The organism is Rhizobium sp. WW_1, assembly GCF_003610155.1.
GTDB classification, from domain to species: domain Bacteria; phylum Pseudomonadota; class Alphaproteobacteria; order Rhizobiales; family Rhizobiaceae; genus Rhizobium; species Rhizobium tropici_A.
This window is the reverse complement of sequence record NZ_RAIN01000018.1, coordinates 60016-81023: the sequence shown is the minus strand read 5'-3', so window position 1 is coordinate 81023 and position 21008 is coordinate 60016. Positions and strand designations below refer to the sequence as shown.

At 61.1% G+C, this 21008-nt stretch carries 15 protein-coding genes; 12 read left to right on the top strand and 3 right to left on the bottom strand.

Annotation, left to right across the window (positions count from 1 at the left end):
* Nucleotides 1–15: 15 nt before the first annotated feature.
* The 5 genes from BJ928_RS32075 (at nt 16) to BJ928_RS32055 (ending at nt 5184) form a co-directional block, all read left to right on the top strand.
* Nucleotides 16–1542 carry an ABC transporter substrate-binding protein gene (locus BJ928_RS32075; protein ID WP_047635852.1) on the top strand — a complete coding sequence of 509 codons (1527 nt, stop codon included), beginning with the start codon at nt 16–18 and terminating at the stop codon, nt 1540–1542.
* 82 nt (nt 1543–1624) lie between these two features.
* The gene (locus BJ928_RS32070) at nt 1625–2566 is read left to right on the top strand and encodes an ABC transporter permease (protein ID WP_047635853.1); all 942 of its coding nucleotides are present in this window, start codon (nt 1625–1627) and stop codon (nt 2564–2566) included.
* Nucleotides 2566–3444 carry an ABC transporter permease gene (locus tag BJ928_RS32065; RefSeq protein ID WP_047635854.1) on the top strand — a complete coding sequence of 293 codons (879 nt, stop codon included), beginning with the start codon at nt 2566–2568 and terminating at the stop codon, nt 3442–3444. The genes BJ928_RS32070 and BJ928_RS32065 overlap by 1 nt, the downstream gene beginning before the upstream one ends.
* Nucleotides 3445–4653 carry an amidohydrolase/deacetylase family metallohydrolase gene (locus BJ928_RS32060; protein ID WP_047635855.1) on the top strand — a complete coding sequence of 403 codons (1209 nt, stop codon included), beginning with the start codon at nt 3445–3447 and terminating at the stop codon, nt 4651–4653. It abuts the gene before it with no gap.
* 33 nt (nt 4654–4686) lie between these two features.
* Nucleotides 4687–5184: a RidA family protein gene (locus BJ928_RS32055; RefSeq protein ID WP_047635856.1), complete on the top strand. Its 498-nt coding sequence runs from the start codon at nt 4687–4689 to the stop codon at nt 5182–5184.
* Nucleotides 5185–5195: 11 nt separating this feature from the next.
* Here the strand turns inward: BJ928_RS32055 and BJ928_RS32050 are convergent, their stop codons facing one another.
* Nucleotides 5196–5933 carry an IclR family transcriptional regulator gene (locus tag BJ928_RS32050; protein ID WP_245432649.1) on the bottom strand — a complete coding sequence of 246 codons (738 nt, stop codon included), beginning with the start codon at nt 5931–5933 and terminating at the stop codon, nt 5196–5198.
* Nucleotides 5934–6125: 192 nt separating this feature from the next.
* Between BJ928_RS32050 and BJ928_RS32045 the strand changes: the two genes are divergently transcribed.
* From BJ928_RS32045 to BJ928_RS32025, 5 genes are all read left to right on the top strand, one after another.
* Entirely contained in the window at nt 6126–7322 is a 1197-nt protein-coding gene (locus tag BJ928_RS32045) for an aminotransferase class V-fold PLP-dependent enzyme (protein WP_047635858.1), read from the top strand.
* A 32-nt stretch (nt 7323–7354) separates the two neighbouring features.
* The gene (locus tag BJ928_RS32040) at nt 7355–9187 is read left to right on the top strand and encodes an ABC transporter ATP-binding protein (RefSeq protein ID WP_047635859.1); all 1833 of its coding nucleotides are present in this window, start codon (nt 7355–7357) and stop codon (nt 9185–9187) included.
* A gap of 159 nt (nt 9188–9346) precedes the next feature.
* Nucleotides 9347–10354 carry a LacI family DNA-binding transcriptional regulator gene (locus BJ928_RS32035; protein WP_047635860.1) on the top strand — a complete coding sequence of 336 codons (1008 nt, stop codon included), beginning with the start codon at nt 9347–9349 and terminating at the stop codon, nt 10352–10354.
* A complete protein-coding gene (locus BJ928_RS32030; RefSeq protein ID WP_047635861.1) occupies nt 10335–12113 on the top strand; it encodes an adenine deaminase C-terminal domain-containing protein in 1779 nt (592 codons plus the stop codon). The genes BJ928_RS32035 and BJ928_RS32030 overlap by 20 nt, the downstream gene beginning before the upstream one ends.
* Before the next feature lie 47 nt (nt 12114–12160).
* Nucleotides 12161–13513, top strand: a complete 1353-nt coding sequence (locus tag BJ928_RS32025) for an NCS2 family permease (RefSeq protein ID WP_047635862.1) — start codon at nt 12161–12163, stop codon at nt 13511–13513.
* Nucleotides 13514–13765: 252 nt separating this feature from the next.
* Here BJ928_RS32025 and BJ928_RS32015 read toward each other — a convergent pair whose 3' ends face one another.
* Nucleotides 13766–14893 carry a cellulase family glycosylhydrolase gene (locus tag BJ928_RS32015; protein WP_047635863.1) on the bottom strand — a complete coding sequence of 376 codons (1128 nt, stop codon included), beginning with the start codon at nt 14891–14893 and terminating at the stop codon, nt 13766–13768.
* A gap of 170 nt (nt 14894–15063) precedes the next feature.
* Here BJ928_RS32015 and BJ928_RS32010 point away from each other — a divergent pair, with 170 nt between their 5' ends.
* Together BJ928_RS32010 and BJ928_RS32005 are read left to right on the top strand one after the other, a co-directional pair.
* The gene (locus BJ928_RS32010) at nt 15064–16044 is read left to right on the top strand and encodes a hypothetical protein (RefSeq protein WP_047635864.1); all 981 of its coding nucleotides are present in this window, start codon (nt 15064–15066) and stop codon (nt 16042–16044) included.
* Nucleotides 16045–16094: 50 nt separating this feature from the next.
* Nucleotides 16095–20036: an alpha-L-arabinofuranosidase B gene (locus tag BJ928_RS32005; protein ID WP_197070150.1), complete on the top strand. Its 3942-nt coding sequence runs from the start codon at nt 16095–16097 to the stop codon at nt 20034–20036.
* A 434-nt stretch (nt 20037–20470) separates the two neighbouring features.
* Here BJ928_RS32005 and BJ928_RS32000 read toward each other — a convergent pair whose 3' ends face one another.
* Entirely contained in the window at nt 20471–20884 is a 414-nt protein-coding gene (locus tag BJ928_RS32000) for a hypothetical protein (RefSeq protein WP_047635865.1), read from the bottom strand.
* Nucleotides 20885–21008 lie beyond the last annotated feature (124 nt).

Below are 21008 nucleotides of genomic sequence, written 5' to 3'. Positions count from 1 at the left end.
AATGGGAGAATATCGATGAAATTAAAAGTCGGATTGCTGATTGCGGCTGCCCTGATTGCAACCCCTTCGCTACTGTTGGCCCAGGAAAAAGGCGGCGTCATCAACGTCGCGACGATCGGCGAACCGCCGACACTGGACCCGATGACCTCGACCGCCGATCTCGTCGGCATCGTGACGCAACACATCTTCGAGACGCTCTACACCTTCGACAAGAGCTGGAACGTCACGCCGCTCCTTGCCGAGAGCCTGCCCGAAATCAGCGCCGACGGCAAAACCTACACCATCAAGCTCCGGACGGGCATCAAGTTCCACGACGGTAGCGTCATGACGTCGAATGACGTCGTGGCTTCGCTCAACCGCTGGATCAAATTGGCATCGCGCGGCAAGCAGGCTGGCGGCTTCATCGAATCGATCGCTGCCCAAGATCCGGCGACGGTTGTCATCAAGCTCAAGCAGCCCTATGCCCCGCTTACCTCGCTGCTCGCTTTCAACAACTCCGCCGCCATCATCATTCCCGCCAGCAAGCAGGCCGACACGATGACCGACTTCATCGGCACCGGTCCGTACATGCTGAAGGAGCGCAAGCCCGACCAGTATATCCAGCTTGTCCGTTTCGACGGCTACAAGCCCCGGGATGGCGAGAGCAACGGTTACGGCGGCGCTCGCCACCAATATCTCGACGAAATCCGCTTCGTTCCGGTTCCGGATGCCAATACCCGCGTCGAAGCGGCCATTTCCGGCCAGTATGATTATATCGACAGCCTGCCAGTCGAATCCTTCGACAAGCTGAAATCCTCCTCTGCGACCCAGCCGCTGCTCCTGAAGCCGTTTGGCTATCCGGTCTTCGTCTTCAACACCGCCGACGGCATCGCCAAGAACGTCGCGATCCGCAAGGCGATCCGTCAGGCACTCAGCATGGAGGACATGCTGGCGGCGGCCTTCGGCAGCACGAATTTCTACACGCTCGACGGCAACATCTACCCTGCCCCCTATACCTGGAGCACGGATGCCGGCGTCAAGGGCAATTACAACGTCGCCGACCCGGATGGCGCTGCCGCTGCCGCCAAGGCCGCAGGCTACAACGGCGAACCGATCCGCATCCTGACCAGCCGCCAGTACGAGTTCCATTACAAGATGGCGCAGGTCGCGGCCGAATATCTGAAACAGGCGGGCTTCAAGGTCGATCTTCAGGTGGTCGACTGGGCAACGCTCACTCAGCGCCGCACCGACAAGGCATTGTGGGACATCTATATCACGCACAGCCCGTTCCTGCCCGAGCCCGCCCTGATCGGCACGCTTTCACCGAGCTCGCCCGGGTGGTGGAACACGCCGACAAGCAAGGCCGCGATCGACGCGTTCAACACAGAGGTCGACCCGAAGAAACGTGTCGAGCTTTGGGCGAACGTTCAAAAGGCGATGTATGACGAAGCTCCCATGATGAAGATCGGCGATTTCAACGCCGTTGCGGCGATCTCCACCAAGCTTCAGGGCGTCGATCCTGCGCCGTGGCCCTATTTCTGGAACGCATCCATCAAGAAGTAAGCCTCCCAAGGCGTTCGGGTGCCGGCCACAGCCGGCGCCCGTTCCCGATCCTGTCTGCCCCGCGGACACAGGAACCAATCCAATGATACGCTACATCCTTCAACGTCTCGCAGGCATGATCGTCGTGATGTTTCTCGTCGTCACGATCGTCTTCGTGATCGTGCGCGTAACCCCCGGCGATCCGGCCGCCGTCATGCTCGGCCCGGACGCGACCGCGCAGGATATTTCAGAGCTGCGAGTGCGGCTTGGCCTCGACCAGTCCATCTTCGTCCAATACCTGTTCTATGTCGGACAGTTGCTGAAAGGCGATCTCGGCCAATCGATCTTTCTCAACATTCCGGTTTCCTCCGCGCTTCTTGAACGCGCCGAACCGACCTTCTTCCTGACGTTGTTTTCGCTCGTCATCGCCGGCGTCATCGCGCTGCCGATCGGCATCTATGCCGCCTATCGGCGCGGATCGCTGGTCGATCAGGCCTCGATGGCGATAGGCATGCTGGCGGCGAGCATTCCAAGCTTCTGGCTCGGCCTCATCCTGATGCAGTTCTTCGCGGTGCGGCTGGGCATTTTCCCGGTTTCCGGCTATGGCGGACCGGGCGCAAGTTTCCTTGACCGGATGTATCACCTGACGCTGCCGGCCGTTGCGCTCGGCCTCGTTTCGTCGGCGCTGATCCTGCGTTTCACCCGCGCCTCGATGCTCGACGTCCTTGGAGACGATTATATCCGCACCGCCCGCGCAAAGGGGCTTATCGAACGTCGCGTCGTGTTGAAACATGCGCTGAAGAACGCGCTCATTCCAATTCTCACCGTCTTGGGGCTGACGGCCGCCGTCCTGATTTCCGGCGCTGTTGTCACCGAGACCGTCTTCGGTCTGCCGGGCATCGGAAGCCTCGTCGTCTCCGCGGTGCTGCGCCGAGACTATCCGGTGATCCAAGGGGCCTTGCTCGTTATCGCCGGCCTCTACGTCCTGATCAATTTTGCGATCGACATGCTCTATCTGCTGGTTGATCCGAGGGTACGCTACTGATGGCCGATATCGCAACCGATACACCCAAACAGATGCCAAGCGAGCGCAGCAAATTTCTGCGCCGGCTCCTGAAGCGCAAGACCGTCGCCGCCGGCCTGATCGTCCTGACGATTTTCGTGCTACTCGCCGTTCTTGCGCCGTGGATTGCTCCCTATTCCCCCTCGAAGCTCTCGATCGTCAACAGGCTGAAGCCACCGAGCGAAGTTTACTGGTTTGGCACCGACGAATTCGGCCGCGATATCTTCTCCCGCACCATCTATGCCGGACGGCTGTCGCTGCTGGTCGGAGCCGCCGTAGTGGCGCTATCGGCCGCTATCGGCGTTACGCTGGGCCTGCTCGCCGGCTTCTTCCCGAAACTGGACACACCGATCGCGCGCCTGATCGATGCGATGATGGCATTTCCCGATATCCTGCTTGCCATTGCGCTTGTTGCGGCCCTCGGCCCGTCGCTGACAACGGTCATCATCGCATTGTCTATCGTCTATTCGCCGCGGCTGGCCCGCATCGTTCGGGCATCGACGCTTGTTATCCGCGAGCTGCCCTACGTCGAGGCGGCAAAGGCTCTCGGTATCTCGACGTTTCACATCATGACGCGGCATGTGCTGAGAAACCTTCTGTCGCCGATCCTGGTGCAGGGCTCGTTTCTCTTCGCCAGCGCCATGCTGGCCGAAGCGGGGCTCTCGTTTCTCGGCCTCGGCGTCAGCCCCGAAATCCCGACCTGGGGAACCATGATCGCCGCCGGTCGCCAATATATCGGCCAGGCCGACTGGATGACCTACTTCCCTGGCTTTGCCATCATTCTCTCCGTGCTTTCGCTGCAAATGGTCGGCGACGGCCTGCGGGACATGCTCGACCCAAGACTTCGAAAGGACCTGTAAATGACCGGTGAAAAAGCGGGCAAGCCGCTCCTCCTCACCAATGTGAAGCCCATGGCGTTCGGCGGCGATGTGCCCGCCGGCGCGATCGACATCCTCATCGGCGCCGATGGCAAGATCGCCGCTTTCGGGCCGCAGCTCGCCGCTCCGGGTGACGTCGAACGCGTCGACGGCAAGGGCGCATGGATCTCTCCCGGCTGGGTCGACCTCCACGTCCATATCTGGCATGGCGGCACGGATATCTCGATCCGTCCGTCCGAATGCGGCGCCGAGCGCGGCGTCACGACGCTGGTCGATGCCGGCTCGGCCGGCGAAGCCAATTTTCACGGGTTTCGCGAATACATCATCGAACCGTCCAAGGAGCGTATCAAAGCCTTCCTCAATTTGGGTTCGATCGGCCTTGTCGCCTGCAATCGCGTTCCCGAACTTCGCGATATCAAGGATATCGACCTCGACCGCATCCTCGAATGCTATGCTGAGAACAGCGAGCACATCGTCGGCATCAAGGTGCGCGCCAGCCACGTCATCACGGGCTCCTGGGGTGTCACGCCCGTCAAGCTCGGCAAGAAGATCGCAAAGATCCTGAAGGTGCCGATGATGGTGCATGTCGGCGAGCCGCCGGCGCTCTACGACGAAGTGCTCGAAATCCTCGGACCGGGCGATGTCGTCACCCACTGCTTCAACGGCAAGGCCGGTTCCAGCATCATGGAGGACGAGGATCTCTACAATCTCGCCGAACGCTGCGCCGGCGAAGGCATCCGGCTCGATATCGGCCATGGAGGCGCATCCTTCTCCTTCAAGGTCGCGGAAGCAGCGATCGCGCGCGGTCTGCTGCCCTACTCGATCTCGACCGACCTGCACGGGCATTCGATGAACTTCCCGGTCTGGGATCTTGCAACCACCATGTCGAAGCTGCTCTCGGTCGGCATGCCCTTCGACAAGGTCGTGGACGCGGTTACCCACGCGCCCGCTTCGGTCATCAAGCTGTCGATGGAGAACCGGCTATCCGTCGGTGAGCGGGGCGACTTCACCATCTTCGACCTCGTGGATGCAGATCTCGAGGCGACTGATTCCAACGGCGACGTCTCCCGCCTGCAGAAACTCTTCGAGCCGCGTTACGCGGTCATCGGCTCAGAAGCGGTCACCGCCAGCCGCTACATACCGCGCGCCCGCAAGCTCGTACGCCATAGCCACGGTTACTCGTGGCGCTAGTCGGAACCTTAAAATCGCATAGCAGGAGCATACGTGATTACGTCCCCAACACAGGCCGCTTCAGCAGCGCAAACACCTTACCAGCGACTGGCTGCGCTCGGGATCGAGCTTCCGCCGCCGCCGCCGCCGATTGCCAACTTCGTGACCCATGTCCGCGAGGGCAACGTGCTCTATCTGTCGGGCCAGGGCCCGCGGGAGCTAGACGGCCATCTCCACTCAGGCAAGGTCGGCGGTGACGTCGGTGTTGATCGGGCCTATCAGCACGCGCGGCTGACAGGCATCAACCTTCTCGCCGTCATGCACGGAGCGCTTGGCGACCTCTCCCGGGTCAAGCGAGTGGTGAAGCTGCTCGGCATGGTCAATGCCGTGCCGCATTTCGAGGACCATCCGAGCGTCATCAACGGCTGCTCGGACCTCTTCATCGAGGTCTTCGGCGAGGCGGGCCAACATGCCCGTTCGGCCGTCGGCTTCGGCTCGCTGCCCGGCAACATCACGGTCGAGATCGAAGCGATCGTCTCGCTCAACGACTGAGGAGGACGAATTCAGTGGTTGCGCCAGCCCATCAGCTTTTCGATCCGCTCGGCAGCCGCGCGCACCTGCTCGCCATAATGGCTGCCGTCGGAAACGACTTTCTGTTCGGGCAGCACGATCGAAATGGTCGCGACGCATTGGCCGTCACGATCAACGACCGGCGAAGCGATGCAGGCAACCGCGTAGTCGGATTCCGCCACCTGGACCGACAGGCGTTCCTCAAAGGCCTTGCCCGCAGAATCGGAAAGCACGCGGGCGTCAATCTCGGCCCGACCGGTCGGGGAGGTGCGGGCGCAGCGCTTGAAAAGCTCGATCCTCTCGTCCTCCGGCAGATGGCCGACCAGAAGCCGCCCCGACGCCGTCCAGTTGAGGGGTACGCGGGTTCCGACACGGGAAGCCACCTGGAAATGGCTTGGCCCATCCGCCATCGCCAGCACCAGCATAGTATCGCCGTCGCGGCCGCAGACCTGCACCGTCTCACTTGCCTGCCGGCAAAGATCGTGCATCTCGCGGGTGGCGACACTCATGAAATCGAGCGACCGGGCGTAGGCGAGACCGTAGTGATAAAGGCGAGCACCCAGCCAAACCGAACCATCGGCATTGCGACCAAGCATGTTCTTTTCGACCAGATCGTCGATGATGACGTAGACAGTCGAAAGAGGCGCCTTGATCGCCTTGGCAATCGCATAGGCTCCGGCCGGCGCGCCGGTTTCATAGAGATAATCGATCACCTGCAGCGCGCGGTCGATGCCGCTTACGCGCGAGCGGCGAGCGCCTTTGGCTTCGGCTTCCCCGCTGGAGCCGGTGCCTTCAGGGAGTGCTGCGGGTAGGGTCTTCGCGTCCAAATCAACGCTCCTCGTGATATTTCGAGAAGCTATTACATTACTATGGCATAACTGTCGATGACAATCGGCAACGGGCCGTCACTTTGGAGAGATAGAATGTCTGACGATATCCGCAGCAAAATCGGCCTGAGGCCTGTCATCAACGTGTCCGGCACCATGACCAGCCTCGGCGCGTCGATCGTCGTACCCGAAGCCATTGCGGCAATGACGGCAATTCTTCCGCAGTTCGTTGAGATCAATGACCTGCAGCGCAAGGCAAGTGCAGTCATCGCACGACTGACGGGCAGCGAGGCAGGCTTCGTGACGGCATCCTGTTCTTCGGGCATCAGTCTCGCCGTCGCCGGCGCCATAACCGGTAACAATCTGCTCGCCATCGAGAGACTGCCCGACATCAGTCCGGACAAGAACGAAGTCATCGTGCAGATGGGCCATGTAGTCAGCTATGGCGCTCCGGTGGATCAGGCAATCCGCCTTGCCGGCGGCAAGGTCGTCCTGATCGGCCAGGCAACATCGACGCATCGCTTCCACATGGAAAACGCCATCACCGAGAAGACGGCTGCCGCCGTCTATGTCGTATCCCATCATGTGGTCGACTATGGCCTGCTGAATCTGATCGAATTCGTCGAGATCGCCCATGCCAAGGGCGTGCCCGTCATCGTCGACGCCGCTTCGGAATACGATCTCAAGCTTTTCCTCGCGCAGGGCGCCGACATCGTCCTCTATTCCGGTCATAAGTTCCTCGGTGGCCCGACGTCGGGCATCGTCGCCGGCAAGAAGGAACTGGTGCGCAATGCTTTCCTGCAGAATATGGGCATCGGCCGCGGCATGAAGGTCGGCAAGGAAAGCATCTATGGCGTCATGGCGGCGCTGGAGGCCTGGGAAAAGCGCGACCATGCCGGCATCCGCGAACGGGAAACCGGCTATCTCAACCTGTGGAAGCGGACCCTGGATGGCCGACCCGGCGTCACCGCCCTGATCGAGCCGGACCCCACCAACAATCCGCTCGAGCGTTTGCGGGTCATTGTCCAGGCACCGGAGGCGCATATCAGCGCCTGGGATCTTGCCGCAGCGCTTGGCCGCGGCAACCCGCCCGTCATCGTACGGGATCATGAGGTCGAACATCACTATTTCTATCTCGATCCCTGCAACCTGCATCCCGGCCAGGAGACGATCGTCGCTGCCCGGCTGGCCGAGGAGCTCGACAAGGCGCGCGCCTCCAACGAGATCATCGCGACGCCGATCGAGAACCGCAGCAGGCATCGCTTTGACGGCATGCTGAACTGGCCCGATTGAGCCATGACAAGAATCGTAGCGGGGGAGTAAAGATGAGCACATCACAGGTAAGGATCGCCGGGAGCGCGGAACCGGTCATTTCAGTCGAAAATCTGACTACCTCGTTCCTGGTGGACGGCGAATGGAAGCCTGTCGTGCGCAATGTTTCCTTCTCCGTCCAGCCGGCCGAGACGGTGGCGATCGTCGGCGAGAGCGGTTCCGGCAAGAGCGTGACCTCGCTTTCGATCATGCGGCTGCTGCAGAGCGATTCAAGCCGGATCGAAGGCAAGATCATGCTCGGCGGCCGCAACCTGCTTTCGCTTCCCGAACATGAGATGCGCAAAGTGCGCGGCAATGACGTATCGATGATCTTCCAGGAGCCGATGACTTCTCTCAATCCGCTCTTTACTATCGGAGATCAGATTTCAGAAGCCTTACTCTGCCATAAGGACATGTCGGCGGCGGACGCCAAGGCCGAGACGATCCGGCTTTTGGAAAAGGTCCGCATCCCCTCGGCCGCGTCGCGCTTCGACGAATATCCCCACCGCTTTTCCGGCGGCATGCGCCAGCGCGTCATGATCGCAATGGCGCTCGCCTCGAAGCCGAGGCTGCTGATTGCCGACGAGCCGACAACGGCGCTCGATGTCACGATCCAAGGCCAGATCCTCGACCTGATCAAGATGCTGCAGGAGGAGGAAGGAACCTCCGTTCTGTTCATCACGCACGACATGGGCGTGGTCGCAGAGATCGCCGATCGCACCGTCGTCATGTATCGCGGCGAGCAGGTGGAGACGGGGGCGACGGCCGACATCTTCCATCGCGGCCGGCATCCCTATACCCGCGCGCTGCTGTCGGCCGTGCCCGTGCTCGGCTCGATGCAGGCCTACGAGCGCCCGCTTCGCTTTCCCGTCGTCAATACCGCGACCGGAGAATCCGACACGCCGGTCGAGGTGCCGGATACGGTGGCGACCGAAAAGCCGGTACTGCAGGTCAAGAACCTCACCAAGCGTTTCGACATCCACTCCGGCCTTTTCGGAAAGCTCAAAGGTCGGGTGCATGCGGTCGAGGACGTCTCGTTCGATCTCTTCGCCGGCGAAACATTGTCGCTGGTTGGTGAATCCGGTTGCGGTAAGTCCACCACCGGTCGCGCAATCATGCGGCTGATCGAGCCGCAATCCGGCTCCGTCGTGGTCGATGGCCGGGACGTTCTCTCGCTTGGCAAGCGTGACATGCGCGAGATGCGCAAATCCGTGCAGATGATCTTCCAGGACCCGTTCGCGTCGCTCAACCCGCGCATGACGGTCGGCCAGGCAGTCGCGGAACCCTATCTCGAACACGGGATGGGAACGGCAAAGGAGGCGAGAGAGATCGTAGCCGACATGCTGCGCAAGGTGGGGCTGACACCCGACATGGCCAGCCGTTACCCACATGAATTCTCCGGCGGCCAGCGTCAGCGCATCTGCATCGCCCGCGCCCTGGCATTGCAGCCAAAGGTGATCGTCGCCGACGAGAGCGTGTCCGCGCTCGACGTCTCGATCAAGGCGCAGGTCATCAATCTGATGCTCGACCTGCAGCAGAGCCTGAACCTCTCCTTCCTGTTCATTTCCCACGACATGGCCGTGGTCGAGCGCGTCAGCCACCGCGTCGCCGTCATGTATCTCGGTGAAATCGTCGAGATCGGCCCCCGCGCAGCCGTCTTCGGCAATCCGCAGCATGACTATACGAAGAAGCTGATGGCTGCCGTTCCGGTGCCGGACCCCGACCGCCGACGCGAGAAACGCGCGGCAGCCGGCGACGAGCTGAAGAGCCCGATCCGGCCGGTCGATTATCTGGTCACGCCGCGCGAATATCGAACTGTTTCCCCCAATCATCTGGTTGCGGTCTGATACCTCTATCCGATCGGCCAGCGGGCCGATCGTCACCCACAAATCGAGCCGCCAATATAGGTCGATCCGCGCCGCATCGATGAGCGACGAAAGATGCTCTTGCAAAAGTGTGCCATGTTGATTAATCGTTTAATCACAAAAACCAGAGCGCATTCTTGAATGAGCAGTACACGCCCCTCTTCCATCCGCGAAATTGCAACCAGGCTGGGTGTTTCCACGGCAACCGTCTCCAATGCGCTGCGCGGTACGGGGCGGGTATCATCAGCCCTTGCGGCTCAGATTCGTCTGGAGGCGGACAGGCTCGGCTATGTCCCTGACCATACGGCACGGGCGCTGCGCACCGGCCGGAGCAATACGGTTGGCCTATTGGTCCCGAACATCGGGCAACCGCTGTTTCCTGCCTTTGCACAGGCGATCGAACGGGCGGCAAAGCAGCGCGATCTGGCCGTTCTGATCGGCGACAGCCAAGGCGATCCCCGGCAGCAGGACTTCGAAATGAGAACCATGATCGCCCGCGGCGTCGACGCGCTGATCGTGATCCCGACGCGCGGCACAACCGTTGTGCCCGAGGATGTTTCGGTGCCCGTCGCCGTCATAGACAGCGCGGCCACAACGGGCAATATCGCCGCCAGCGATCATCGTGAGGGAGGCCGCCTGATCGCCCGTCATCTGCTCGAACTTGGCCATGACAGGCTTCTGATCCTCGCCGGCCCTGAGAATTCACTGGTGGCGCGCGAGCGCGTCGAAGGAATGTGCGAAATCTTCCGCCAGGCCGGTGTCGAACCGGCATTGCGGTACGGCGATGCCACTTTCGAAGCAGGCAGCGCCCTCGGTCGCGAGCTCGATGTGCGGGATTTTACAGCCTGTGCAGCCGCCTACGACGCCCTGGCCATCGGCTTTGCCATCGCCGTCAGAGACAGGGGCTACAGCATTCCGGCAGACATATCGCTCACCGGCTTTGATGATCTGATGTGGGCTCAAATCGTTTCTCCGCCGCTCACCACCGTCCGGCAGGATCTGGAAGCCGTGGCGAACCACGCACTCGCCTTCGTTGCCGGAGAAACCGAGACCAGCGGGATATTCCCGACGGAACTTGTCTTGCGGCAATCGACCGCGCGCCCGTCCGCTTTCGTCCAAGGAGGCAAAGATGCCGAACGAACCCCATGACCTCCATTCACCGGAGCTGCGCGATCGCGCCGTGCGGGCAGCCCTGGGCCTTGAGCCGTTCGACGTGCTCATTGCCGGCGGCACGCTCGTCGACGTCGCGACCTCGGAAATGAGGCCGGCCGACATCGGCCTTGTCGGTCCCCTGATCGCAAGCGTTCATCCCTCCGGAAGCAGGAAGGACGCGAACGAGATCGTCGACGCGTCGGGACGCTTCATCGCGCCCGGTTTCATCGACACCCATATGCATGTCGAAAGCTCGATGGTGACGCCGAGGCGATACGCCGAAACGGTCGTCCCGCAGGGTACGACGACCATCTGCTGGGACCCGCATGAAATCGGCAACGTCGCCGGTCTTGACGGCATTCGATGGGCACTCGAAGAAACACGGCAATTGCCGCTGCGCTTCCTGACCCTGGCGCCGTCCTGCGTGCCTTCGGCGCCCGGCCTGGAGCTTGCCGGTGCGGAGTTCCGGTCCGGCGAAATGGCGACCATGCTGAGCTGGCCGGAGATTTCCGGCGTTGCCGAAGTCATGAATATGCGTGGGGTCCTTGAGAGAAGCGAGCCGATGCGCGGCATCGTCGAGGCCGGGCTTGCGAGCGGCAAGCGCGTCTGCGGCCATGCTCGTGGCCTCGAAGGCGCGGAATTGCAGGCATTCGTGTCTGCGGGGATTCAATCCGATCACGAGATCACCTCGGGCGAAGACCTGCTGGCAAAATTGCGGACCGGCCTCACCATCGAGTTGCGCGGTTCCCACGACTATGTCCTGCCCGGCGTGATCGAGGCGTTGAAAAGGCTGCCGCATATGCCGCAAACGCTGACGATCTGCACCGATGACGTCTTCCCCGACGACCTCGTGAGCGATGGTGCGATGTCATCTGTTCTCAGGCGCCTCATCGGCTACGGTATGAAGCCGATCGACGCCATCCGCGCCGCCACGCTCAACGCCGCCATGTGGCTGAACCGCTATGATCTGGGGCTGGTGGCGCCCGGTCGTCGCGCCGACATCATCATTCTCTCCGACCTGGAGACGATCGCGGTCGACCACGTCTTCGCATCGGGGCGTGAGGTCGCAAGAGGCGGCAGCCTCACTGGAACCTGTGAGAGCGTATCCGCGAATGCCTATCGCGACACCGTAAAGCTTGGCAGGCTTTCTGCCGCCGACTTCACGATCGCACTGCCGGGCATGACGGCAGCCAGGATCAACACGATTGTCAGCCCGCGTTTCACGAAATGGGGGGAAGCGGCCGTCAAAGTGGAAGACGACAAGCTCGTCCTGCCCGACAACATGCTTCTGATGGCGGTCATCCACCGCCACGGAAGAAAGGACCCGACGCCGGCCATCGGCGTGCTGGAAGACTGGGGCCATTGGCGCGGCGCGCTTGCGACGACGATATCCCATGACAGCCACAACCTCACTGTCTTCGGCCGCGATCCCGCGGATATGGCAGCGGCGGCCAATGCCGTTATCGAGGCCGGCGGCGGCATGGCGACCGCTGCCGATGGCATGGTTACGGCCGTCCTGCCCCTGCCCGTCTGCGGCTTGCTGTCAGATGCGCCTGCGAAGGAAGTGGCGGATGATTTCGCCAGACTGCGCGCGGCGGCCGACAACATTGCCGACTGGATGCCGCCCATTCGCACCTTCAAGGCCGTCGTCGGCGCAAGCCTTGCATGCAACCCAGGCCCGCACGTCACCGACCTCGGTCTGACAGACGGGACAACCCAGGAAATCAGACCGCTTCTGGCTGCAAGCCGAAACTGAGGTCATCAGCCGCACGGCAGCGTTTGCCGACTTAGGAGATAGTCACAATGGCCTCAAATATGAATGTCGGACAGCCGGACGACGCGGTCGAACCGTGGTGGAAGAGCTATTTCCGCATGCGCGAGCGCAAGACCAATATCAAGACGGAAGTCATCGCCGGCATGACGTCCTTCCTGGCGTCGGCCTATCTTCTCGTCGTGATCCCCTCCCTGCTTTCGGCCGGAGGCATCGACCGCGCCGCCGCAACGACAGCAACCATTCTCGTCATCATCGGCGCGACCCTGTTCATGGCGCTCTATGCCAATATGCCCTTCGTGGTGGGGCCAGGCATCGGCGGCTCGGTTCTGGTGGGTCCGACGATGGCAGCCGTGGAGCATATTCCCTGGCAGACCGGGCTTGCCATCTCCTTCTGGTCCAGTGTCATCTTCGTGCTGCTGACGGTGCTCGGCGTACGCCAGGTCATCGCCCGCATGGTTCCAGCCCAGATCAAGCTCGGTCTGGGTGCCGCGATCGGATTGTTCATCGCGCTTCTCGGCTTCAAGAATGCCGGTCTCGTCGACGTCAACGCCAAGAGCCACGCGCTCATGCTCGGCTCATTCAGCTCGGGGCAGGCCATCATTGCCGTCTTCGGCATCTTCCTCGCCGTCTTTCTGCGTGGTCGCAAGGTGCCGGGACCGATCCTGTGGGCCATTCTCGGCAGCACGCTGCTCGGCATTCCGCTCGGCGTCACCAAGGTGCCTGCCGCATTCTTCGGAGCACCACACGGCATCTCCGAGATCGGCCTGCAGCTCGATTTCCTCGGTGCGCTGAAGATCGAATATTTCCCCTATCTCTTTGCCTTCTTCGCATCCGAGTTCTTCTCGACGCTTGGCACGACGCTCGCCGTAGGCGCCAAGGCCGGCCTTGTCGACGAGGAGGGCAATATGGCGGATCTGGGCAAGCCGTTCCTCGTCGATTCGATCGCTGCCACGATCAGCCCGCTGCTCGGCATTCCCTCCGCGACAGCGCTTGTCGAAAGCGCCACGGGCGCGGAAGCGGGCGGCCGCACCGGCTTTGCTTCGCTTGCAACCGCGGCCCTCTTTGCCCTTACCTTGCTCTTCACCCCGATCGCGCTGATGATCCCGGCAGCGGCCACCGCACCCGCCCTGATCCTCGTCGGCATGTCGATGTTCAGCGCGCTAAAGCGGGTCGACCTTGAGAATTTCTCCGACGGTCTTTCCGCCTTGATGATGGTCCTCTTGACCCTCGTCTCCAACAGCTTTGGAACCGGCATCGCCGGTGGGCTGTTGTTCTACGTCATCGTCAAGGTATTGTCGGGAGAAGCAAAGCAGGTCTCCATCGGCATGTATCTTCTTGCCATCCCGCTGGCCTATTATTTCTGGACGATAGCTGCTCATTGAGCGGCCACCGATCCTGCGTTTGCATCAAGAGCATTCGCAATTTTCAGCGAGACTTTTGATGAGGGATTTCATGTGACGCCATTTTCAGGGCAAGATTATCCTTTGGGCGGTCCGCCGGTGCTGCCGCTATGGTGTCAGCTACCGCGATCTTGAAGGGGGCCTACCCCCCGGCTTACACCATGCCGGGATTAATCGAACAAAGCCCTCGCAGCGCCAGAGCACCCTCAGCGCTTGGGATCGTTGCAAACCCGTTCAGTGACTGGTTACAGTTAGCCCCAGCGCCATGAGAAGGCTAGGATCGAGCGTGTCAGGGCCGGATTTACCAAGGGTCGCACCGAGGCCGAAGCCGTCGTTGTAGGCCCACAGTCCCCAGCCCATGCCCTCGGCTTCGCAGGCTTTCCGCACAGCGAGCAAATAGGCCAAGCGGGTAGCCTTCGGCCGATTATCGAGGATTCCGAATTCCTCATTGGCTACCACAACGCCGTTCTGGTGCGCCCAGGCGGCCGCCGCATGAATGTCGGCCGCAACCTTGGCAGCCGTCCAACCGGACTGGCAATACCATTTGACCTGGCCCTCGGTCTTGGCAGTCTTGGCGGTCTGGCTGACACTGGTGCAGCCGGAGGGATCGTTCACCGGAAAGATGAGAGCGGAAAGCACCGGTGCATCCTCCGCTGGTAGATCCTTCACCTGCGTGGAGGTCAGGAAGGTCGGATCGTAGAAATGAAACACGTAAACGATGTTTCTGTCCGGCAGAAGCTTCGTCTTCGGCAGGGTGGTGACGTCGTCCCAATGATTGCCAGTGGCCAGGATGGTCACGTTGGGCAGGTGGCTGCGGATGATGCGCAGCAAGCGGAGTTGCAGGGCATCCCAGTCGCTGCCGTTAGGAAAATTTGGTTCGTTGAGGGTTTCGACGAAGGTGAGGTTCGGGTTGAGCGGCGCCAGCAGAGGTGCAAGCTGATCCCAGAATTTCGCCAGCGACGCGCGGTCGCGTGGATTGTTCGAAAGGTCCCATTTTTGGCGTTCCGGTGATATGGATACGCCAAGTCCTGCATTTTGGATCGCCGCCATCTGCACCACTAACGCCTTGGCCACGTCAACATCCAGCTCGCCGTCCGGCTGCTGCAGGGCGGAGGGTGAGAGCGGCACGCGCACGTAGGTGAACCCGGCCGATTTGATCTGCTTGAGGACTTGGAGGCTGACATAGCTGGCATAAAAGCTTATGGGATGCGCGCCCGGATCTGAAAACCAGCGATTGATATTGGCGCCCCGGCGCAATGTTTCAACGCGATTAGGCGGCGGCTGACCGTTGGCATTCACACTATTCGTAAAAGAGATCTGAAACGCCATCGCTGTAAGGAAGAGGCGAGCAACCGTCTTCATGGTGCGAACTCCCCATCCTTCCAAAGTAGCGCCAGATTGTCATTTCGATGCTACAGTTAGATATAGACCAGAATTCCAAATCAACAGGTCGCTCAACCGGAGTTTCATCGCACCGTCGCCGAATTCGGCTATACCGAGGCGGCTGTCGGCAAACGGCAAGAGGAAGCCGGATGCGTTTCTTCCAGTCCCTGCAAGTGTTCATCTTGGTCGTGTGTTTTGCCACCGCCGCCAATCCTTTCGCGGCCGACGAGGTTTTTGCCTCAACCACCAAGGCATGGATCTCCAGCAACGACCCTACCCACGGCGGAGCACCCGATTTCTGGTCGATGTTTGAGCCTGGTGCGCCCTGGGCAAGGGCAATGGCACATGTCGAGGGCATCTCGATCGCCCAGAACCTTGTCACCAACGGACCGCCGGACAAGCTGCGCTCCTTTTATGCCTTTTTAAAGCAAAACCACCTCAAGCTTGCCGTCAGCATCGGCATGCTCACCTGGTCAAATCGCTGCGGAAAGCATGTGGAAGGCTACGTGCCGCCGGGCGGTTCCGACTATGTGGCTCAAAGAATCAAGGCGCTTGGCGGCGAGCTCGACACGATCGACATCGATGAAGCCTTCTGGTTCGGACGGTTCTATGGCGGTGAGAATGCTTGTCACAGCCCGATCGATGCGCTTGCCGCAGATGTGGCGGCGAATTTCAATGCCTATAGACGCGTATTTCCCAACGTGGAGCTCGGGGACACCGAGCCGCTGGGGCCGCCACCTTCCGGCGATCCGACCGGTCGCTGGGCGAAGGAGACGCAAGCCTGGCTCGACGCCCTGGAGAAGCAAACGGGCTCGCACCTTGCCGTTGTCCACGAAGACATTACCGATTGGGATCGACCGCTCGCGGGCTATCTGCCTGCTGTCGCCGATCTGGTGCGGCGCAATCACATCGCCTTTGCCCCGATCATCATAGCCGCAAGGCCGAACGGGCCGGACGCCGCCTGGATGGCGAGCGCCGAACATAACATCGCCCTGTTGAAGGCGTCCGCTGCCTGGCCGCCGGATCAGATCGTCTTTGCCACGTGGCACGCCTTTCCGACCCGTAACCTGCCGGACAGTTCGCCCGAGGCGTTCACTCATCTGGTTAATTTTTATTTCGACGGTCGGTGAGAGGCTCCGTTTGGAACGCAATTTGGCACGCGATGATGGGAAACCTGCGGATGAAACGTCTAATATCGATGCTCAGCGCAGCCTTCGTTCTCGCGGCGGCGTTCGCAAGCCCCGCGACTGCGGCTCCCACGCCGCCGGTGATCGGCGTCAACCTCGTCAACGAGCCCTATAAGCAGAGCGTTTTGGAGCAGGAGGCGACATTCAAGGCTCTGCAATCGGCCGGCGTCCACGTCATCCGCGCCGGCATCCCCGACAATGATGACGGCCTGGCCTTTGCGCAGCGGGCCTATGCTCACGGGATCAAGATCGAGTGGTTGCTATGGATCTATCCCGATCGCGGAACCGCGTGGCCGAAACTGCCCGACGCCTACAGAGGCAAGAACTTCTGGCGCGGCTACCCGCTCTCGACGACGAATGCCGACCAATTGAAGGCTGCAGTCGGCGCGCAATTGGCAAGGCTGGAAAACAAGGGCGTCGTGCTCGCCGGCTTCGAACTCGGCAACGAGATCAACTGGACCGGCTTCAATGCCGATTTTCCCCTCTCGGCCAACGGGCGAATCCTGGACGAGGAAGACCTCGCCAAGGATCCCGAAGGGCAAAAGATCACAAAGGGCTATTTGCGCTATCTTGACAGTCTCGCCGCACTGAAGACCCTACGCGATGGATCGAGGCTCAACCGGGAGACGCCGATCCTCTCCGCAGGCCTCTCCGATCCGACTGGATCGGAGACGTGGCTTAAGAGCGTCGGGGCCGATGCGGTCGGCGTCGAGGCCACCCTCCACTTTCTCCAGGCCCATGGCCTCGACAGGCTGGTCGACGGCTACGGCCTGCATCTCTACCCTTATGCGACGAGCCCGGGGACGACTGAAGGCGTCGCCGGGCTCCGCACACATCTTGAAGCCAACGGTCTATCTGAATGCCGGCCAGCCGCCGGCATTGTCGGAAAGCCTTGCTGGATCACGGAATGGAACTTCAACGGCCTGAAGGGGCTCGACGCATGCCCGATCGATGACGGCATGCGGGTCGAGGCCGTGCAAGACATGCGCGGCCTGTTCAGCGAGCTTTGGCGACAAAACCGTCTGGGCGGAGCGCTCTACTATACCTGGCAAGGTGCCCTTCATGCAGCGGTGGAAGACCATGACAGCGCATTTCGCTGCGGCGCGGTGACAGAAAGCGGGCGCCTGGCGGTCGCGCCGATCCCGGCTCCTACAGCTGCAAGCGAGACCGGTCCTGACGCCGGCCACGCCGGATCGATCAAGCCAAGGCCCTGTGACCTCTATGCAGCCGACAATACGCCTTGCGTCGCCGCGCACAGCACCGTGCGCGCGCTGTACGCCAAATATGGCGGTCCGCTCTATCAGGTGGAGAGGGCTTCAGACGGCACCAGGCAAAATATCGGCCTGCTTTCCGACGGCTACGCAAACGGCACCTTGCAGGACGAATTCTGCGCCAACACCACCTGCATCATCACCCGGATTTACGATCAGTCGCCAAGGCGCAACGACCTCGCGATTGCCGTCGGCGGACGGTACAAGGGGCCGGCCGCCAATGGCGCCGATCTCGGTGCCGCCGCGGATGCGTTGCCGATTACGGCTGGCGGCCACCAGGTTTACGGCCTCTCGATTTCCCCCGGTATGGGTTACCGCAACAACCAGACTTCGGGCGTTGCGGTCAATGGAGAGCCGGAGGGTATGTATATGGTCGCCTCCGGAACCCATTTCAATTCAGGCTGCTGTTTCGACTATGGCAACGCCGAGACGAGCGGCGCAGATACCGGGGCGGGGCATATGGATGCTCTCAATGTCAGCAGAAATCTGGAGTGGCCCGACTGCCGCAACGGGCCTGCAGAGCCCGGAGTGCAGGCCGACCTCGAAAACGGAATATTCGATTGGGACAAGCCAAGCTGCAATCCCGCTTCGAATATAGGCGATGGGCTGCATCCCTTCATCTCAGCATGGCTGAAGAACAATGGTCAGACGCAATTTGCATTGAAATGGGGCGACGCGCAGTCAGGTGGGCTCCACGCCATCTATTCCGGCGCGCTTCCCGCGGGATACGCGCCAATGCGACAGGAAGGCGCGATCCTCCTCGGCATCGGCGGCGACAACAGCCATGCCTCCGCGGGCTCCTTCTTCGAAGGCGCGCTGACGGCGGGTCTTCCGACCGAGGGGGCGGAGAGTGCCGTCCAGTCCGACATTGTCGCTGCGCGCTACGGCGCATCCACGCGCCTGTCCGGAACGCTGACGCCGGGCGCGGAAATCTCCTTGCGGGCCACCACGCCCTGCTGCACCGGAGACTATATCCGAGACGAGAATTCCGCCGCCGTCATCGTGCCCATCACCGCGGACAGTCCCGAGCCAGACAAGGGCGATGCGACCTGGATCGTTCGCCGTGGCCTTGCCGACAGTGCCTGCATCTCGCTAGAATCGAGCAATCACCCCGGCGACTTCCTGAGACGCCGGAACCTTGCGCTCAGCGTAGCACCATTCGACGGCACAGGCCCCGGCCGGTCTGATACCACCTTCTGTCCCGAGCCTGGAAAGAACGGGCAGGGAAGTTCATTCCGGACGGTGGATGACGCGACAAAATACATTCGCCACTACCTTGGAAAGCTCTATGTCGCCGGCAATGGTGGCGCAAATCCTTGGGATGCCACAGCGCATTGGAGCGACGACACCAGCTTCATCATCGGCCCCCCGCTTTCCGCCCTTACGGCGGGCGGGGGCGGCGCGGCCGCCGCCCCGGATACCCGGCCGTCCCCGGCCACGCCGCTTGAGTTCGGCATCGATCGGTCCAACATGGCGACGCAGTGGACCTTGGCATGGCCGCAGGAGCCCAAGGTCTCACCCTTTTTGTCCGCCGACTACAACAAGCCCGGGAATTTCGAGGCGCGCCGCGTTGCCGTGATGGACGGGATCGCGCGGGTTCACGCCGAATGGTTTCGCGACGGCCTGGGCAATGCCGCTCAGGCGATCGATATTTTGAGGCTCGTACACCAGCGCCACATGAAAATGCTCGCGATCATCAGCGCGGCATCCACCGACTATCCACCGGGCGCCTATATCGACAAGGCTCAGAGCGGCTGCCAATGGGGGACCTATCCTCTGAGCAAGATCAACCTTGCCGCCTATCAGAAGCGTATCGAGGCGGAGCTTTCGGCAATCCGCGACGCTGGCGAGACGGTCGACGCCTTCGAAATTGGCAATGAGCTCGATCTTTATTGCAACGATGCGGATAATCCAACCGGCACGGACTGGGCCAAGCACCAGTGGAAATGGTTCCTGAGCGACGCCCAGGTGCAGGCCTTCGCGCGCGGCTATGCGCCCTTTCTGGCGTCCTCGGTCGCCTCGATCCGCAAGTATTTTCCCAAGGCCGAAATCATCACATATGGCAATTCCATGCCAGCTTCGGCGCCGCTGATCGAAGCTCTGGCCAGCATGCGCGACACGGACGGCAGAACGACCGATTACACCGGGTTGATCGACGGCTACGGCGCGCATCTTTACCCGACCTCGACCACCACCCTGGCGATGGTCGAGGAGCTCACCGACGAACTGCACTACGAGGCCGCTCACTACCCGCATGTGAACCAGAAACCTATTTGGATCACGGAGTGGAACCCGGCGGGGTCGAGCTGGTGGAACGGTCAACCCTGGTATTTTCAATACGACGCCCGCGGCAAGCCCGGAGGTGACTTGAACAAGGCTGATACGAGCGGAACCTATCCGGCGATGGACCGGGCGGGCGCCATCCGCGTCTTCAACAAAGATGTCGTCGAGACGCTGCGATCGTCAGCAAGCTTGCCTGTGAACATCAGCCACGTCCTTTACTACGCCTACGATTCCGCCGGCCAATCGCCAAAATGCGCTGAGGTCAAATACAGCTGGAAGACGAACCTTCCGGCCGGATTTTGCCTGGACGGCATGACGGATCCCTCCACCGGCGACCTGCTGCCTGGTATCGCAGCTGCAGTCGCCGGCACTGCGCACTAGTCGCGATTACCCAGCCGCCACCGCATTCGCATGAACTCGTACTGGGCTACTTTCGGAAAGAAAAAAGGGCCGACAGATAGACTGCGGCCCATAAAGTGTGAAGGTCAAAAACCTCCAGAGGGGAACAGCTGCTGCGACGGAACTGGGAGGAAGCCGTCATATGCATCAGCTACGCTCCTTATGCCCGATTTTGCATCATCGATGCATCCATTTTTTGTGCATTGCAGCTATGCGAACGCGGCTGGGCCGTGTTCATTTGATTTGCATGCAACTGGGATATGGTGCCGCCGACGATGGAGGCACCCGAAGCACGCGCATCGCTCAAATGAGCTGCGGGCCTCGCGCCTTGGCAACGGTCGCTTGGATCGATCTCACTTCTAGGATGGCGATTGCCGCAATAGCACAGTCTTGTGAAGACTTATTGTCCCAGCCCGTCATCGCTGCGCTGTTACGTCGAGTAGCTGCTCGATTGGCACCACAGGAACGATATTTTTCACCAATTCCTCCAGCTCCTTGTCGAGGGTCACGAAGGCATCAGCCTGGAGTTTCGTCAAGGCGATGTATTCTGCATGATAAGTGTCAGGCCAAGCTAGTTGCTCGGCCACCGTCCATGCGTGACGTTGGAGCGTTCTGTCCCCTAGAAATCTAAGCTTCAAGGTCTGAAGGTAGGCGAGCGCTGTATCGGCTGCCTTGCGGTCAAGCACCCCACGAGCAACCTCTCCGTATAGCATGGACAGCAGTTGCGATCGCATGAGCGTAGGAGCCATCATCTTATCCGCTGGAGATATCTTCGCGCTCGTCGTTGCAAGACGCAGCGCCACATCCGGACCAATTACAAATCGCGCCATTCTCTACTCCGGAAAAGACAAGGAGATGGCCATCGACAGCTCGGAATGGCGCGACCTTGCATCTTCTCACCGTACCAGCCTTGCGTTGCAAGAAGCAATAGCTTCGGCTTGAGCGCGGCCGGTC

What these genes read in the sequence shown, in the direction of transcription:
- BJ928_RS32075 (WP_047635852.1), top strand. Translation starts at nt 16, where the DNA reads ATGAAATTAAAAGTCGGATTGCTGATTGCGGCTGCCCTGATTGCAACC.
- BJ928_RS32070 (WP_047635853.1), top strand. Translation starts at nt 1,625, where the DNA reads ATGATACGCTACATCCTTCAACGTCTCGCAGGCATGATCGTCGTGATG.
- BJ928_RS32065 (WP_047635854.1), top strand. Translation starts at nt 2,566, where the DNA reads ATGGCCGATATCGCAACCGATACACCCAAACAGATGCCAAGCGAGCGC.
- BJ928_RS32060 (WP_047635855.1), top strand. Translation starts at nt 3,445, where the DNA reads ATGACCGGTGAAAAAGCGGGCAAGCCGCTCCTCCTCACCAATGTGAAG.
- BJ928_RS32045 (WP_047635858.1), top strand. Translation starts at nt 6,126, where the DNA reads ATGTCTGACGATATCCGCAGCAAAATCGGCCTGAGGCCTGTCATCAAC.
- BJ928_RS32040 (WP_047635859.1), top strand. Translation starts at nt 7,355, where the DNA reads ATGAGCACATCACAGGTAAGGATCGCCGGGAGCGCGGAACCGGTCATT.
- BJ928_RS32035 (WP_047635860.1), top strand. Translation starts at nt 9,347, where the DNA reads ATGAGCAGTACACGCCCCTCTTCCATCCGCGAAATTGCAACCAGGCTG.
- BJ928_RS32030 (WP_047635861.1), top strand. Translation starts at nt 10,335, where the DNA reads ATGCCGAACGAACCCCATGACCTCCATTCACCGGAGCTGCGCGATCGC.
- BJ928_RS32025 (WP_047635862.1), top strand. Translation starts at nt 12,161, where the DNA reads ATGGCCTCAAATATGAATGTCGGACAGCCGGACGACGCGGTCGAACCG.
- BJ928_RS32015 (WP_047635863.1), bottom strand. Translation starts at nt 14,893, where the DNA reads ATGAAGACGGTTGCTCGCCTCTTCCTTACAGCGATGGCGTTTCAGATC.
- BJ928_RS32010 (WP_047635864.1), top strand. Translation starts at nt 15,064, where the DNA reads ATGCGTTTCTTCCAGTCCCTGCAAGTGTTCATCTTGGTCGTGTGTTTT.
- BJ928_RS32005 (WP_197070150.1), top strand. Translation starts at nt 16,095, where the DNA reads ATGAAACGTCTAATATCGATGCTCAGCGCAGCCTTCGTTCTCGCGGCG.
- BJ928_RS32000 (WP_047635865.1), bottom strand. Translation starts at nt 20,884, where the DNA reads ATGGCGCGATTTGTAATTGGTCCGGATGTGGCGCTGCGTCTTGCAACG.